13 protein-coding genes are annotated in these 15,796 nt (G+C 73.6%); all 13 read right to left on the reverse strand.

Annotated elements, in window-relative coordinates:
• Positions 1 to 337: 337 nt before the first annotated feature.
• A complete protein-coding gene (locus DFJ68_RS08265) occupies positions 338 to 1,321 on the reverse strand; it encodes a DUF429 domain-containing protein (protein WP_121032328.1) in 984 nt (327 codons plus the stop codon).
• A 7-nt stretch (positions 1,322 to 1,328) separates the two neighbouring features.
• Positions 1,329 to 3,467: a primosomal protein N' family DNA-binding protein gene (locus DFJ68_RS08270; protein ID WP_121035214.1), complete on the reverse strand. Its 2,139-nt coding sequence runs from the start codon at positions 3,465 to 3,467 to the stop codon at positions 1,329 to 1,331.
• A 33-nt stretch (positions 3,468 to 3,500) separates the two neighbouring features.
• Positions 3,501 to 4,721 carry a methionine adenosyltransferase gene (metK, locus tag DFJ68_RS08275; RefSeq protein WP_211333293.1) on the reverse strand — a complete coding sequence of 407 codons (1,221 nt, stop codon included), beginning with the start codon at positions 4,719 to 4,721 and terminating at the stop codon, positions 3,501 to 3,503.
• A gap of 193 nt (positions 4,722 to 4,914) precedes the next feature.
• On the reverse strand, positions 4,915 to 6,279 hold the full coding sequence (locus tag DFJ68_RS08280; protein WP_121032330.1) for a bifunctional phosphopantothenoylcysteine decarboxylase/phosphopantothenate synthase: 1,365 nt from the start codon (positions 6,277 to 6,279) through the stop codon (positions 4,915 to 4,917).
• A gap of 8 nt (positions 6,280 to 6,287) precedes the next feature.
• Positions 6,288 to 6,551 (reverse strand): DNA-directed RNA polymerase subunit omega, encoded by a 264-nt coding sequence (gene rpoZ, locus DFJ68_RS08285; protein WP_121032331.1) that lies wholly within the window; start codon positions 6,549 to 6,551, stop codon positions 6,288 to 6,290.
• A 101-nt stretch (positions 6,552 to 6,652) separates the two neighbouring features.
• Positions 6,653 to 7,165 (reverse strand): guanylate kinase, encoded by a 513-nt coding sequence (gene gmk, locus DFJ68_RS08290; protein ID WP_245963780.1) that lies wholly within the window; start codon positions 7,163 to 7,165, stop codon positions 6,653 to 6,655.
• An 86-nt stretch (positions 7,166 to 7,251) separates the two neighbouring features.
• Entirely contained in the window at positions 7,252 to 7,569 is a 318-nt protein-coding gene (mihF, locus tag DFJ68_RS08295) for an integration host factor, actinobacterial type (RefSeq protein ID WP_121032332.1), read from the reverse strand.
• Between the two features lie 119 nt (positions 7,570 to 7,688).
• A complete protein-coding gene (locus DFJ68_RS08300; protein ID WP_121032333.1) occupies positions 7,689 to 8,183 on the reverse strand; it encodes a hypothetical protein in 495 nt (164 codons plus the stop codon).
• A gap of 211 nt (positions 8,184 to 8,394) precedes the next feature.
• Positions 8,395 to 9,255 (reverse strand): orotidine-5'-phosphate decarboxylase, encoded by an 861-nt coding sequence (gene pyrF / locus DFJ68_RS08305; protein ID WP_121032334.1) that lies wholly within the window; start codon positions 9,253 to 9,255, stop codon positions 8,395 to 8,397.
• On the reverse strand, positions 9,252 to 10,202 hold the full coding sequence (locus DFJ68_RS08310; protein WP_245963540.1) for a dihydroorotate dehydrogenase: 951 nt from the start codon (positions 10,200 to 10,202) through the stop codon (positions 9,252 to 9,254). Before DFJ68_RS08310 ends, pyrF begins: the two co-directional genes overlap by 4 nt.
• Before the next feature lie 8 nt (positions 10,203 to 10,210).
• Positions 10,211 to 11,131: a dihydroorotate dehydrogenase electron transfer subunit gene (locus tag DFJ68_RS08315; protein WP_338067413.1), complete on the reverse strand. Its 921-nt coding sequence runs from the start codon at positions 11,129 to 11,131 to the stop codon at positions 10,211 to 10,213.
• The gene (gene carB, locus DFJ68_RS08320) at positions 11,128 to 14,565 is read right to left on the reverse strand and encodes a carbamoyl-phosphate synthase large subunit (protein ID WP_245963541.1); all 3,438 of its coding nucleotides are present in this window, start codon (positions 14,563 to 14,565) and stop codon (positions 11,128 to 11,130) included. The genes DFJ68_RS08315 and carB overlap by 4 nt, the downstream gene beginning before the upstream one ends.
• A complete protein-coding gene (gene carA / locus DFJ68_RS08325; RefSeq protein ID WP_121035217.1) occupies positions 14,565 to 15,737 on the reverse strand; it encodes a glutamine-hydrolyzing carbamoyl-phosphate synthase small subunit in 1,173 nt (390 codons plus the stop codon). Before carA ends, carB begins: the two co-directional genes overlap by 1 nt.
• Between the last annotated feature and the right edge of the window lie 59 nt (positions 15,738 to 15,796).

Genomic DNA, 15,796 nt, shown 5'->3' on the forward strand with positions numbered 1-15,796 from the left:
CGGCCCTGGACCGGGCCGGTCTCAGAGGCTCGCCGGGCCGGCGTCGCTCGGGCGCTTGCCGACTTACCGGATCTGCCGAGAAGCGGACGTGCGTGCAGCTGGCGCTGATGTGCCGTCAAGGCGCGACGGGTGAGAGCTCTCGGGACTACGACCACTCGGCGAGTCCGTGCTCACTCGCTAGGGCGGGCGGACTTCTAGCTCCGTGCCGTCTTGAGCTCGGCTGACGGCGCGAGTTCCCAACGGGGCCTTCAGCTCCAGATAGTCGCTGGCCAGGAAGGCCATGGGCCCGCATGACAAGGTGGCCGCCGCGCGGCCAGCCGGTGACCGACCCGAGGGCTCAGGTTCGGATGGCCGCGGGCAGCCCGTCGGAGAACACCTCTGGCGGGTCGGGCCGCGACACGGAGTCGCCCGCGGCGTGGCGGACCGCCGTCCAGGCCACGGCGCACGCGTCGAGCACGTCGTCGGCCGCGTAGCCGGAGCCCTCGAGGACGCTCGGCGAGGCCAGCCCGCCCGCGCGCAGGGCGGCCAACCGAGCCGCGCGACCCTCGGGCGTCTTCTTGTTCGGCAGAAGCGGTGCACCGGCCATCGTCGCGAAGGACAGCTCGGGGTGCGCCTCGACCACCTCGACGGTGGGTCGTGACCGCAGCCACGCGTCGACCTCGCGCACCTTGGCGTGCAGGGCGAAGGCCTGGGCGCCTACCCCCTGGCCACACCGCAGCCGGTTGACGACGTCGGCCTCGGCCCGGCTCGCGGCGGCGTACGCCTCGCGTGTCAGGGTCGAGAAGATGGTCGACGCCTTGCCCGGCAGAGCCCTGCGCGCGAGCGCGTCGGCCTGCCGTGTGCTGCTGTCGGGCAGGCCGATGGGCATGTCGACGGCGACGACGCGCAGACCCGTCGACCGACGCACGGTCTCGACGAGCGCCCCGATGGTGGCGGCCACGGCGACCCGTGGCCGTGGCGCCCCGGGCTCGAGCACGGCTCCCACCCAGCCCGCCTTGCAGCCGTCGACGCCGAGCACGGGCACGGTCACCTCGACGGCCGGCAGAGCGGCGCCGCCCTCGGCCACCCTCGATGTGGTGGTTGCGGATCCAGACGCAGCCGGATGCCGGTCGGCCACGGCCTGCTCCACCGCCTCCAGCGCCTCGGTGGCGTCGCGCAGCGCGACCCGGACCTCGGCCGTCACCCCACCGGGCACCTCCCGGTCCGGCCGCGGCCCGCCCGCCGCCTCGACCAGCCGGCGCTCGACCGCCGCGGCCGCCCGGCTCAGCCGACGCGCCGCCTCCAGCGCCGCGTCGGCTTCCGCCCTCTCGTCCGGCTTCATGCCCGTCTCACCAGCCCTCCAGAGGGTCAACCCGCACACCCACGGGCTCGAGCTCCTTGCGCGCCGAGCGCAGTGCCTTGAGGGCCTGCAGGGCGCTCGTCAGCTCGGACGTGCGCCCGGGGTCGATCCGCACGAGGGCGTGGCGGTCGGCCGGGGCCCGTCCGCCTGCACCCGGCGCGTCGGCCCCACCGGCGCGGTCGGCACGGTCGGCACGGTCGCCGCCGACCCGGGCCGCCGCGGGCAGCGGCATCGGCCCGAGCACCGAGGCGCCGTCAGGCAGGCGGAGGTCGTGCAGCGACGCCTCGAGGGCACGACGGCTGCCGGTCAGCTGCGCGTACCTGGCCGCCGGGGGCAGCCCGAGCTCACGGCGCTCGGCCAGCTCTCGCTCGGCCAGCCAGGCGGGGTCCCACCGGACGAGGGCCTCGACCGCGGGCAGGGCGACGACGTCGGGCACCCCACACAGGACGACGGCACGGCCGGGCCGGGCGAGGGCTGCGGCGGCCGCCCACCGGCGCAGCGACTCGATCGGTGCGTCGAGCACCGGCAGGTCGAGGCTGGCCCAGGCGTCGAGCAGCAGCACGGCGCTGTAGCCGCCCACCGCGACCGGCTCGGCACCAGGGGTGGCGATCACGAGGGCCGGGTCGCCGGGCACGGACCCGAGCACCTCCCCCGACCCGGACGTCACGACCGCCGCCCCCGGGAAGGCGCGCCCGATCTCCTCCGCGGTGCGCCGGGCGCCCGTCACCGAGGAGCGGAGCCGGCGCGAACCGCACTCGCCGCACTCGAACCCGCTGACGGGCAGGCCGCTGCCGCACCACCGGCACGACGGCGGGGCGCCCCGCGACCCGAGGGCCATCGGCCCCTGGCAGCGCGTGCAGCGCACCGGGGTGCGGCACTCGGCGCACGACAGCGACGGCAGGTAGCCGCGGCGAGGCACCTGGAGCAGCACGGGGCCGTCGACGAGGGCGTCCTTGGCGACCCGCCACGCCCGTGAGGGCAGGTGGGCGCGGGCCCCCGGGCCGTCGCGCTCCTCGTCGGCGCCCTCCCCCGCGACGGCCACCCTCGGCGCCGCCGCCCGGATGCCGGCCGGCTCGGCCACGACGGGAACGAGCCGGCCCGCGTCGACCTCCGCCTGCACGCGCAGGCTGCGCACGAAACCGCCCACGAGCAGCGCGGCGCCCGACTGCTCTACCCGCGTCGTGAGCACCACGCCCGTGTGGTGGTAGGGCGCCCGGGGCTCGGTCAGCAGATCGTCGCCGTCGTCCCACCACCCGACGAGGCCGAGGTCGTGCACCGGCGCGAAGGCGGCAGCCCGGGTGCCGATGACGACGCGGACGTGCCCGCGCAGCACCTTGAGCCACGCCGTGTACCGCGCCTGCGGACCCTGGTCGGCGGTGAGCCGCACGTGACGACCCGCGCCCAGCACCTCCGTGAGGGCGGCGTCGAGCCGGTCGACGTCGCGGTGGTCGGGGACGACGAGTAGGGCGCCACGACCTCCGGCCAGGGCCGCCTCGGCGGCGACGGCGAGAGCGCGGGGCCAGTCGTCGGAGGGGCCGCGGCCGGGCAGCGCAGTCCACGCCGCCGCGGGCCCCTCCCCCGACGCGACCCGACGCAGCCAGGCCGGCCCCGCCGGGTAGGCCGACCACGGCCCCGGCTCGGGTGGGACGCGGCCACTCGCGGGCTCGCCGGCCGTTCGCTCTCCGTCGCCCCACGGTTCGGCCGGCGCCGCCGGCGCCTTCGGTTCCGGCAGAACGGGCGGCTCCAGCGGCAGGTTGCGCTCGGCGGTCGCGTGTCGCTTGGGCACGGCGAGGCGCAGAACGTCGCTCAGGGTGCCGGCATACCGGTCGGCGACGGCTCGGGCGAGGCGCAGCACCTCGGGGGTCAGCACCGGCTCGGGGCTCACCACCCGCCGCAGGTCGGCGAGCCGGCCGGCGTGCTCGGGCCGCTCGCGTCGCTCGACGACGAAGCCCTCGAGGTCACGGCCCGCGAACCGCACCCGCACGCGGGCGCCGACGACGGCATCCGACGCCAACTCGGGCGGGACGGCGTACTCGAAGACGCGGTCGAGGTGGGCGAGCGGTGTTTCCACGACGACGGCCGCGACCGGCCGGTCGGCCGGTCGCCCCTCGTCGGTCGTGTCGCTCACCTCGGGCACCTCTGGCACGAGGCGAATGTAGCCTCAGGCGCCGAGGGCGGACCTCAGCGCGTCCACACGGTCGGTGCGCTCCCACGTGAAGGGGTTCTCGACGCCGGGCGCCGAGGTGCGGCCGAAGTGCCCGTAGGCGGCGGTCGGCTTGTAGATCGGGCGCAGCAGGTCGAGCGCCTCGACGATGGCGGCGGGGCGCAGGTCGAAGACCGTCGTGATGGCGTCCTGGATGGCGTCGACCGGCTTGGTCTCGGTGCCGAAGGTCTCGACGTAGAGGCCGACCGGCTGGGCCTTGCCGATGGCGTACGCGACCTGCACCTCGCAGCGACGGGCCAGACCGGCGGCGACGATGTTCTTCGCGACCCAGCGCATGGCGTAGGCGGCCGAGCGGTCGACCTTGCTCGGGTCCTTGCCCGAGAAGGCGCCACCGCCGTGGCGGGCCATGCCGCCGTAGGTGTCGACGATGATCTTGCGGCCGGTGAGCCCGGCGTCGCCCATCGGGCCGCCGATCTCGAAACGGCCGGTCGGGTTGATGAGGGCGCGGAAATCGCTCGTGTCGAGGTCCGTGCCGGCGGCCGCGAGCTCGGCGAGCACGGGCTCGAAGACGTGCGCCTTGATGTCGGGCTCGAGCATCCCCTCGAGCGAGACGTCGGGGGCGTGCTGGGTCGAGAGCACGACGGTGTCGAGGCGCACGGCCCGGTCGCCGTCGTAGGCGATGGTCACTTGGGTCTTGCCGTCGGGCCGCAGGTAGGCGACCTCCTCGCTCTTGCGCACGGTGGTGAGGCGCTCGGCGAGGCGGTGGGCGAGGTAGATCGGCAGCGGCAGCAGCTCGGCGGTGTCGTCGCAGGCGTAGCCGAACATCAGGCCCTGGTCGCCGGCGCCCTGGTTGTCGAGCGGGTCGACGCCGCCGTGGCGGTTCTCGTGCGCGGTGTCGACGCCCTGCGCGATGTCGGGCGACTGGGCGCCGATGCTGATGGAGACGCCGCACGTGCGCCCGTCGAAGCCCTTCTGCGAGCCGTCGTACCCGACCTCGAGGATCGTGTCGCGCACGAGCTTGGGGATCTCGACGTAGCCCGTCGTCGAGACCTCGCCCGCCACGTGCACGAGACCGGTCGTCACCATGGTCTCGACGGCCACCCGCGCCCGGGGGTCCTCGCGCAGCAGCGCGTCGAGGATCGAGTCGCTGATCTGGTCACAGATCTTGTCCGGGTGGCCCTCGGTGACGGACTCGGACGTGAACAGGCGTGCGGGCACTGACTTCTCCCTAGGTCGGGTTCGTGACAGGTCGTCGGGTCGGTCGTGAACGCCGGTGGATGCCGTGCACCCCGTCCGGGTGCGACCGTGCCGACCCGGGGCGAGCATAGCCGTCGCGACCACGGCAGCCGGGGGCCCGTCCGCCTCGCGGGTCCTCGCCCCGCAGGGGCCCGGACGTCACCGCGCCGGGCGGTCAGCCCAGGGCGTCGACGACGGCGTCGAGCACGGCGTCGGCGACGACGTCCTTCGACGCCGGGCCGACGGAGAGCACTTCGTCGGTGCCGCGGCGCATGAGGTGCACCGTGTTCTCGTCCTGCCCGAAGGCCTTCCCGATGCCGACCTCGTTGACGACCTGCACGTCGCTCCCCTTGCGCGCGAACTTGGCCCGCGCGTGCTCGAGCACGCTGCCCTGCGCGTCGCCGGTCTCGGCCGCGAAGCTGACGATGACCGGCAGGGCCCGCCGACCGGCATCCTCACCCGCCCTGCCGGAGGACGTCGGGGCACCGTGGGTGTCGCGCTGCGCCACGAGGGAGCGCACGATGTCAGGGTTGGGGACGAGCTCGACGGTGAGGCCGGCGTCGGGGTCGGCGGCGTCCTTCTTGATCTTCGAGCCGCTCACCGTGGCCGGGCGGAAGTCGGCGGGGGCGGCGGCCATGACGACGGCGTCGGCGCCGGCGGCCGCGGTCAGCACCGCCTCCTGCAGCTCGGCGGTGGTCATCACCTCGACCACCCGGGCACCCGCCGGCGCTTCGAGGGTCACGTTGGCGGCGACGAGGGTGACGTCGGCTCCCCGTCGGAGGGCCGCCCGCGCGATGGCCAGACCCTGCTTGCCCGAGCTGTGGTTGCCGAGGTAGCGCACCGGGTCGAGCGGCTCGCGCGTGCCGCCCGCCGAGACGACGACGTGGCGTCCGGCGAGATCGCCCGGAGAACCGGTGTCGCCCTCCGTGCCCGTCGTCGCTGCCATCTCCGTCGGAACCTCGGATGCCGTGAGGCCGGTGGTCGCGTGACCATCGAGCAGCTCGAGGCAGGCGGTGTAGATGTCGTCGGGCTCGGGCAGGCGACCCGGCCCGGTGTCGGTGCCCGTGAGGCGACCGGCCGCGGGTTCGATGACGTGGCAGCCGCGCTCGCGCAGGAGGGCGACGTTGGCCCGGGTGGCCGGGTGCTCCCACATCTCGGTGTGCATCGCCGGCGCGAAGACGACCGGGCAGCGGGCCGTCAGCAGGGTGTTGGTGAGCAGGTCGTTCGCGAGGCCGTGCGCGGCGCGGGCCAGGACGTCGGCCGTGGCCGGGGCGACGACGACGAGGTCGGCCGTCTTGCCGATGCGAACGTGCGGCACCTCGTGCACGCCGCTCCAGACGTCGGCGTGCACCGGCTTGCCCGAGAGGGCCGCCCACGTGGGGGCGCCCACGAACTCGAGGGCCGCGGCGGTCGGGACGACGGTGACGTCGTGGCCCGACTCGGTGAACAGCCGCAGCAGCAGGGCGGCCTTGTAGGCGGCGATACCCCCGGCGACGCCGAGGACGACGCGCTGGCCGCCAGTGCCCTGCGGCTGCGGCACGGCGGGGCTCAGGCCTCGGTCGGCTCGGAGGTGAGCAGGCCCTCGTTGATCTCGCGCAGAGAGATCGACAGCGGCTTCTCGTGGACCTCGGTCTCGACGAGCGGGCCGACGTAGTCGAGCAGGCCCTCCTGCAGCTGCGAGTAGTAGGCGTTGATCTGGCGCGCACGCTTGGCGGAGTAGATGACGAGCGCGTACTTGGAGTCGGCGATCGTCAGGAGGTCGTCGATCGGCGGGTTGGTGATGCCGATGGGAGCTGCCTGCGTACCGGACACGGTGATCTCGTTTCGTTCGGGTTCTCGTGGTCAGCGGGCGCCGTACGGGCCCGCCGGGCCGTGCGACGGCGGGTGGGCCGGACGCACGACGAGGTCGGGGCTCACCTCGCGGCCGGCCCCGACCGCATCAATGATACGAGTTCTTCGCTCGCCCGACGAACGTCGTCGTTGACGATGACCTCGTCGAACTCCGGCTGGGCGGCCAGCTCGGCCCGGGCGGTGGCGAGCCGTCGCTCCCGCTCGGCCTCGTCCTCGGTGCCGCGCCCGACGAGGCGGCGCACGAGCTCGTCCCAGCTCGGCGGGGCGAGGAAGACGAAGAGGGCGTCGGGCCACGACTCACGCACCTGGCGGGCCCCCTGCAGGTCGATCTCGAGGAGAGCGTCGCGGCCCTCGCGGACGGCCCGCTCGACGGGTCCGCGCGGGGTGCCGTACTTCGCGATGCCGTGCACGACGGCGTACTCGAGGAACTCCCCCGCGTCGACGAGGCGGTCGAACTCCTGGTCGTCGACGAAGTGGTAGTGCACACCGTCGACCTCGCCGGGCCGCGGGCGGCGGGTCGTCATCGACACGGAGAACCAGATGCCGGGGAAGTGCGTGCGCACGTAGGCGGACATGGTCCCCTTGCCCACGGCGGTCGGGCCCGCCAGCACGACGAGGCGTCCGCGGCGAGGTGCGGCCACGGGCGCGACAGGCTCGGTGCTCACGGTCGCTCGAAACGGCGGAGCAGGGCGGCGACCTGGTTGGCCCCGAGCCCACGCACGCGACGCGACTCGGCGATGCCGACCTCGGCCATGATGGCGCGAGCCCGGACCCGACCGACCCCGGGCATCGCCTCGAGCAGCTCGGTGACCTTCATCTTGCCCACGACCGGGTCGGTGCGACCGCCCTCGATGACCTCGGACAGCGAACCGCTCGAGTACTTGAGCCGGTTCTTCACCGCGGCCCGTTCGCGACGAGCGGCGGCGGCCTTCTCGAGTGCCTGGGCGCGCTGCTCGGGGGTGAGCGGGGGTAGAGCCACGGTCGACGGTCTCCTCGGTGGCGAGCGCGGGTGGGCTCGCATCGTGCGGGGGCTGGGCGGTACGGGTGTCCTGCTCCGAACCTAGCGAGGTGGTCGCCGCGGTCGCAACGCGGCCCGCGTCAGCCGCCCGCGCCCGAGCCGCCGGCCAGGTCGACCTGGCACGTGCTCTTGGCGTGCTCCTCGATCGTCTGGGCGTTCTGGCGCAGCGTGCTCAGCTCCCCGGTGAGGGCCGTGAGGTCGCGGTTGCCCGAGGTGAACTTCTCGTAGACCTGCTCGAGCGAGGCCCACTGCTGCTTGACCTGCTCGGGCGCGACGGCCTCGATCGACTTGACGGTCTCGACGAACTTCGCCGCCGTGCCGCTGTCGGCCAGCGACGCCCCCGCGTCGCTCCAGGCGGTCGTCGCGTTGCGCAGGGCCGCGCAGTAGGCGTCCGACCCCGCCGACGAGGCGGCCGACGCGCCGGCCGAGGCGGCGGCCCCGGCCGCGGCACCGGCGGTGTCGGAGACGGCCGAGCAGGCGCCCGCACCGAGGAGGGTCGCGGCGGCGAGGGCGGCCGTGACCACGCCGCGGCGCGCGCGCGTCGAGGTGACCGGGGGGCGGAGGGAGCGGCTCATGGCCTCACCGTAGGTCCGTTCTCTGTGCACGGTCGTCCTCCCGCGGTCGCACCCCGGGTGGAGGTGATGCGCGACCACGGGTGGTCGCGGATCACCTCCGCCCGAACGACCCGACGCGCTCAACCCCGAACCGTCGAGAGGCCATTTCCCGACGCACTCCACCCCCTGACCGTCGAGAGGCCACTTCCCGACGCCTCCGGGGCGGGCGACGTCAGGCCGAGAGCGACTCGGCCAGCTCGCCGGCGAGGCGACGGGCGTGCTCACGCAGCGCACCGGCATCCGGGCCCGACTGCAACAGCTCACGGCTCGACGACACGAGCACCTGCGACAGGGCTGGCCCGAAGGTCGCGCGCAGCTGGTCGACGGTGCCGCCCTGCGCGCCGAAACCCGGCGCGAGCACCGGCGTCGCCGCCGTGACGAGGTCGAGGCCGAGGTCGCTGACGGCGGTGCCGACGGTCGCGCCGACGACGAGCCCGACGCTGCCGAGCGAGCCACGCTCACGGGCCAGCGCGTTGTCGACCGTCGCCCCCTCGACGACCGAGGCGGCCACGGAGCCGGGGCCGTGCCGCGGCACGGCGTGCTGCACCGAGGCGCCCTCGGGGTTCGAGGTGAGGGCGAGGACGAAGACGCCGCGACCGGTGCGGTCGGCCAGGTCGAGCGCGGGGCGCAGCGACTCGTAGCCCAGGTACGGGCTCACGGTGAGCGCGTCGGCGGGCGCCACGGCGTCGGGCCCGAGGAACGCCTCCGCGTAGGCGCTCATCGTCGAGCCGATGTCGCCGCGCTTGGCGTCGAGCAGCGTCAGCGTGCCCGCGTCGTGCAGGTCGGTCAACGCCCGCTCGAGCACGGCGATCCCCCGGCTGCCGAACACCTCGAAGAAGGCCGACTGCGGCTTGACCACGGCCACCTGCCCGCCGAACGCCTCGACGCACGTCATGGTGAAGCGCTCGAGACCGGCGAGGTCGTAGGTCAGGCCCCACGCCTCGACGAGCGACCGGTGCGGGTCGAGGCCGGCGCAGAGCGGGCCGCGGGACTGCATGGCCCGCTGCAACCGCGTGCCGAACGGTGACGTCATGACTCCCCCTGCCGTCCGTGCGCGATGCCGACGACCTCGTCGAAGGTGGCGAAGCCCTTCTCCTCGAGCAGACCGGTGAGCTCGCGTAGCACGCGCACCGGTGCGGTCGGGTCGTTGAAGCTGGCCGTCCCGACCTGCACGGCGCTGGCGCCCGCGGCGACGAGCTCGAGCGCGTCGGTGCCCGTGCGTACGCCGCCCACCCCGATGATCGGCACGGTCGGCATGCGGCCCTCGTCCATCGCCGCGCGCACCTGCCACACGGCACGCACCGCGACGGGCCGGATGCCGGGTCCGCTCAGCCCGCCGGTCACCCCACCGAGGTGGGGGCGCAGCCGGTCGGTGTCGATGCTCATGCCGAGCAGGGTGTTGATCATCGTGAGGCCGTCGGCACCCGCCTTGACGCAGGCCGCCGCGATGGCCGTGATGTCGGTGACGTCGGGGCTCAGCTTGGCGAAGATCGGCACGTCGCGCGGCACCTGCTCGCGCACGAGGGCGATGACCTTCGCGGACGACAGCGGGTCGCAGGCGAAGACGAGACCGCGGTTGGCGACGTTGGGGCACGAGATGTTGACCTCGACGCCGGCCACGCAGCCGAAGGCGTCGCTCGAGCGCAGAACCGCTGCCACGTGGGCGAACTCGGTCGCCGAGCCCCCGGCGATCGACGGCAGTACCGTCGCCCCGACCGACGCCAGCCAGGGCAGGTCGTGCTCGACGAACGCCTGGATGCCCGGCCCCTGAAGGCCGATCGAGTTGAGCATCCCTGACGGCGTCTCGGCCATGCGCGGGGTGCCGCGACCCGAACGCGGCTCGGACATCACCGACTTCGTCACGAACGCGCCCAGCTCGGAGACGTCGAAGAAGCGGTGCAGCTCCTGCCCGTTGGCCGCGCAGCCGGATGCCGTCATGAGCGGGTTCGCGAGACGGCGGGCCCCCAGCGTGGTGGACATGTCGACCATCAGCGCGTCACCGCCCGGGGGGCGCCGACGGCATCCGGTGGCACGACCGCGCCGGTGGGCGTGACGGCGTCCCAGCGCACGCGGTCGCCGCGGAACACCGGCCCCTCGACGCACGAGCGGACCATGCGGGTGAGGCCGTCGCTGCCGACCACCGGCATGACGCAGGTCATGCAGATGCCGATGCCGCAGGCCATGGCCTCCTCGACCGCGACCTGGGCCACCGCCCCGTGCGCCGCCGCGACGTCGCTGACCGCGCGCAGCATGCCCATCGGACCGCAGGCGTAGACGACGCCGGCACCGCGGCGGTCGATGACGTCGGGCAGCACGTCGCTGACCCAGCCCTTCACGCCGGCGCTCCCGTCGTCGGTCGTCACGGTGACGCCGTCGCAGCTGCGTCGGGCCTCGAGCACACCGAACAGGCGGTCCTCGCTGGCGGCCCCGAGCACGATGTCGACGGTGCAGCCGCGCTCCCGCAGCTCGCCGGCGAGCCAGAACAGCGGGGCGCTGCCGTAGCCGCCGCCGACGAGGACGCACGGCACCGGCGCGGTCGGCAGCGGGAAGGCGCGCCCGACCGGTCCGACGACGTCGATGCGGTCGTGCACCTGCCGCGAGGTGATCCACCGCGTGCCGGCCCCGACGGCCGAGACGACGATCTCGACGGTGCCCCCCGCGCCGTTCGACGACGGGCCCGGGGTCACCTTGTGGATCGAGAACGACCGCCGCAGAAGCGTCCCCGACGACTCGTCACCGACGGCGAGGGCGACGAACTGGCCCGGTCTCGCCAGGCCGGCCACGCCGGGCGAGGCGAGGGTCAGGTGCTGGTAGGCACCCACCCGCGTGGTGGCGACGAGCTCGGCCTGCTCCTGCACGACCCGCGCCCGCCGTGCGGCCGAGACCGGCTGGGTGGGCAGGTCGTTCACGCCGTCACCCCGGCCTCGACCTCGGCGACGTCGTGGGGCGAGGCGGCGTCGGCGTCGGCGGACGTCCCCGTCGGGGCGTCCGACACCGTGACGGCGGAGGTGTCGGCGGCCGTGTCGGCGGCGTCGCGAGTGCCGCGACCGTAGAGGTCGAGGGCACGGGCATGGTCCTGCAGTGAGGTCACCCGGATCGTCTCGGTGAGCTGCGCCTCGATGCCGAGCACGGCCGCCGCGAGGGTCGCGATGGTCGTGACGATCGGCTTGTCGGCGCTCGTCGTCGCGGCGCGGATGGCGTAGCCGTCGGCGCGCGCGTCCTGCCCCGAGGGGGTGTTGACCACCATCTGCACGGTGCCGTCCTCGATGAGGTCGACGATTGAGCGCTCTCCGGCCTCGCCCTCCCCCGAGCGCTCGGTGATCTTGCGGACCACCGTCGCCTCGATGCCGTTGCGCTTGAGCACCGCCGCCGTGCCGCTCGTGGCGAGGATGGTGAAGCCGAGGTCGACGAGGCGCTTCACCGGGAAGAGCATCGCTCGCTTGTCGCGGTTGGCGACCGACACGAAGACGGCGCCCGAGCGCGGCAGGGCCGAGCCGCCACCGGTCTGCGCCTTCGAGAAGGCGGTGCCGAAGTCCTTGTCGATGCCCATGACCTCGCCGGTCGAGCGCATCTCTGGCCCGAGCAGCGAGTCGACGGCGACGCCCTCCTTGGTGCGGAACCGCTTGAAGGGCAGCACCGCCTCCTTGCAGGAGACCGGCGCGTGGGCCGGCATCGAGCCACCGTCACCGTGCGGCGGCAGCATGCCCTCGTCGCGCAGCTGCTGCACCGTGGCGCCCAGCATGACCCGGGCCGCGGCGCTCGCGATCGGCACGCCGGTGGCCTTGGCCACGAACGGCACCGTGCGCGAGGCGCGCGGGTTGGCCTCGATGACGTAGAGGATGTCCTGCGCGAGGGCGAACTGGACGTTCATCAGACCGCGGACGCCGATGCCCTCGGCCAGCTGTCGTGTCGCCACGCGGACCCGCTCGAGCTCACCGTCGCCGAGCGTCGCCGGCGGCAGCGTGCACGAGCTGTCACCCGAGTGGATGCCGGCCTCCTCGACGTGCTCCATGATGCCGCCGAGGTACATGTCCTCGCCGTCGAAGAGCGCGTCGACGTCGATCTCGATGGCGTCGTCGAGGAAGCGGTCGATGAGCACCGGGTGGTCGGGTGAGGCCTCGGTGGCCTTCTCGACGTAGGTGACGAGCGAGTCGTCGTCGTAGACGATGACCATGCCGCGGCCGCCGAGCACGTACGACGGACGCACGAGCACCGGGTAGCCGATCTCTCGGGCGACCGCGAGGGCCTGCTCGGGGCTGACGGCGGTGCCGTGCTTCGGGGCGATGAGGCCCGCACGGGCGAGCACCTGGCCGAAGGCGCCGCGGTCCTCGGCGAGGTGGATGGCGTCGGGCGAGGTGCCGACGATCGGGACCCCCTCGGCGGCGAGAGCCTTGGCCAGGCCGAGCGGTGTCTGGCCGCCGAGCTGCACGATGACACCGGCGACCGGCCCGGCCAGCGTCTCGGCGTGGATGACCTCGAGGACGTCCTCGAGCGTCAACGGCTCGAAGTAGAGCCGGCTGCTCGTGTCGTAGTCGGTCGACACGGTCTCGGGGTTGCAGTTGACCATGACGGTGTCGAAACCCTTGTCGCGCAGGGCGAACGACGCGTGCACACAGGAGTAGTCGAACTCGACGCCCTGGCCGATGCGGTTCGGGCCCGATCCGAGGATGAGCACCGCCGGGCGCTCGCGCGGGGCGACCTCCGTCTCCTCGTCGTACGACGAGTAGTGGTACGGCGTCGTGGCGGCGAACTCGGCCGCGCAGGTGTCCACGGTCTTGTAGACCGGGCGCACCCCGAGGGCGTGACGCACGCCGCGGACCACGGCCTCCGGCATCCGGCGCAGGGAGGCGATCTGGGCGTCGCTGAAGCCGTGCTGCTTCGCGAGCCGCAGCAGGTCGGGGGTCAGCTGGTCGGCGGCACGGACCTCGTCGGCCACCTCGTTGACGAGCGCCATCTGGTCGAGGAACCACGGGTCGATGCCGGTCGCCTCGTGCACCTCCTCGACGGAGTGGCCACCGCGGAGCGCCTGCTGCACGAGCACGATCCGCCCGTCGGTGGGGACCTTGGCCTCCTCGAGGGCGCGCGCCGCGGCGGCGGGGGTGAGCTCGCCGTCCCAGTGGAACGACGCGCCCTTCTTCTCGAGCGAGCGCAGCGCCTTCTGCAGCGCCTCGGTGAAGTTGCGGCCGATGGCCATGGCCTCGCCCACCGACTTCATCGTCGTCGTCAGCGTGGGGTCGGCGGCCGGGAACTTCTCGAAGGCGAAGCGCGGCACCTTGACGACGACGTAGTCGAGCGAGGGCTCGAAGCTGGCCGGCGTCTCGCGCGTGATGTCGTTCGGCACCTCGTCGAGGGTGTAGCCGATGGCCATCTTCGCGGCGATCTTGGCGATCGGGAACCCGGTGGCCTTGGAGGCCAGGGCCGACGAGCGCGAGACGCGCGGGTTCATCTCGATGACGATGATGCGGCCGTCGACCGGGTTGACGGCGAACTGGATGTTGCAGCCGCCGGTCTCGACCCCGACCTCGCGGATGACGGCGATGCCGATGTCGCGCAGCCGCTGGTACTCGCGGTCGGTGAGGGTCAGGGCCGGCGCCACGGTGATCGAGTCACCGGTGTGCACACCCATCGGGTCGAAGTTCTCGATGGAGCAGACGACGACGACGTTGTCGGCGTTGTCGCGCATGACCTCGAGCTCGTACTCCTTCCAGCCGAGGATCGACTCCTCGAGGAGCACCTCGGTGGTGGGGCTGTACTGCAGGCCCTGGCCGGCGATGCGGCGCAGGTCCTTCTCGTCGTACGCGAAGCCGGAGCCGAGCCCGCCCATCGTGAACGAGGGCCGCACGACGACGGGGTAGCTCAGCTGCTCGGCGGCGTCGAGGCACTCGTCCATGGTGTGGCAGATGAAGGAGCGCGCCGACTCGGCACCGCACCGCTCGACGACGCCCTTGAAGGCCTCGCGGTCCTCGCCGAGCTCGATGGCCTCGACGTTGGCTCCGATGAGCGGGCACCCGTACTTCTCGAGAATCCCCTTCTCGTGCAACGCGATCGCGCAGTTGAGGGCGGTCTGGCCACCGAGGGTGGCGAGCACGGCATCCGGTCGCTCCTTGGCGATGATCGCCTCGACGTACTCCGGCGTGATCGGCTCGACGTAGGTCGCGTCCGCGAACTCGGGGTCGGTCATGATCGTCGCCGGGTTGCTGTTGACGAGGATGACGCGGATGCCCTCCTCGCGCAGCACCCGGCAGGCCTGCGTACCCGAGTAGTCGAACTCGCACGCCTGCCCGATGACGATCGGGCCGGACCCGATGACGAGGACGCTCTTGATGTCGTCGCGCTTGGGCATCAGGCCCGCTCCTCCTGCTGCTGGTGGTCGGTGGTCCGCTCGGTCATGAGCTGGGTGAATCGGTCGAAGAGGTAGCCGGCGTCGTGCGGGCCGGCCGCGGCCTCGGGGTGGTACTGCACGGAGTAGGCCGGCGCGTCGAGCAGCTCGAGGCCCTCGACGACGTCGTCGTTGAGGCAGACGTGCGACACGCGGGCGCGACCGAAGGGGGTCTCGGTCTCGCGGTCGGTCGGGGCGTCGACGGCGAAGCCGTGGTTGTGGGCGGTGACCTCGACCTTGCCGGTCGTGCGGTCCATGACCGGCTGGTTGATGCCGCGGTGGCCGTACTTGAGCTTGTACGTGCCGAAGCCGAGGGCGCGGCCGAGCAGCTGGTTGCCGAAGCAGATGCCGAAGAAGGGGATGCCGCGGCGCAGCACCTCCTGCAGGAGCGTCACCTCGTGGTCGGCGCTGGCGGGGTCGCCCGGGCCGTTGGAGAAGAAGACCCCGTCGGGCCCCCCGTCGCCGACCGCGAGGACGTCCTCGATGCCGGAGGTGGCGGGCAGCACGTGCACCTCGATACCTCGCTCGGCGAGGCGCTGCGGGGTCATCGCCTTGATGCCGAGGTCGACGGCGGCGACGGTGAAGCGCCGCTCCCCCACCGCCGGCACGACGTAGGCCTCGTCGGTGCTGACCTCGGCCGCGAGGGCGGCTCCGCTCATGCGGGGGCTGGTGCGCACGGTCTCGAGCAGCTCGGACTCGGGCCGGCCGGCGGCGTCGCCGCTGAAGAGGCCGACCCGCATCGAGCCGCGCTCGCGCAGGTGCCGGGTCAGGGCCCGGGTGTCGAGGCCGCAGACGCCGACGACGTCCTGGGCCGCGAGCTCGTCCTCGAGCTCGCGGGTGGCGCGCCAGCTCGAGCTGCGCAGGGCGGGGTCACGCACGACGTAGCCGGCCGCCCAGATGCGGCCGCTCTCGTCGTCCTCGTCGTTCCAGCCGGTGTTGCCGACGTGGGGGGCCGTCATGACGATGACCTGACGGTGGTAGCTCGGGTCGGTGAGCGTCTCCTGGTAGCCGGTCATGCCGGTCGAGAAGACGGCCTCGCCGACGGTCTCTCCGACGGCGCCGTAGGAGCGGCCGCGGAACGTGCGCCCGTCCTCGAGCACGAGCAGGGCGGGCTCGCGGCGACGTCGGTCGAGCAGGGACGACGCCCCGGCGGTCGCGGCGCCCGGTGCGCCCGCTGCACCCGGGCTCGTCGTGG

It is taken from the genome of Terracoccus luteus, assembly GCF_003635045.1.
Taxonomy (GTDB): Bacteria; Actinomycetota; Actinomycetes; order Actinomycetales; family Dermatophilaceae; genus Terracoccus; species Terracoccus luteus.

Excerpts from the sequence above, each read along its gene's own strand:
- DFJ68_RS08265 (WP_121032328.1), bottom strand. The coding sequence starts at position 1,321 with ATGAAGCCGGACGAGAGGGCGGAAGCCGACGCGGCGCTGGAGGCGGCG.
- gmk (WP_245963780.1), bottom strand. The coding sequence starts at position 7,165 with ATGTCCGCCTACGTGCGCACGCACTTCCCCGGCATCTGGTTCTCCGTG.
- DFJ68_RS08300 (WP_121032333.1), bottom strand. The coding sequence starts at position 8,183 with ATGAGCCGCTCCCTCCGCCCCCCGGTCACCTCGACGCGCGCGCGCCGC.
- pyrF (WP_121032334.1), bottom strand. The coding sequence starts at position 9,255 with ATGACGTCACCGTTCGGCACGCGGTTGCAGCGGGCCATGCAGTCCCGC.
- DFJ68_RS08310 (WP_245963540.1), bottom strand. The coding sequence starts at position 10,202 with ATGTCCACCACGCTGGGGGCCCGCCGTCTCGCGAACCCGCTCATGACG.
- carB (WP_245963541.1), bottom strand. The coding sequence starts at position 14,565 with ATGCCCAAGCGCGACGACATCAAGAGCGTCCTCGTCATCGGGTCCGGC.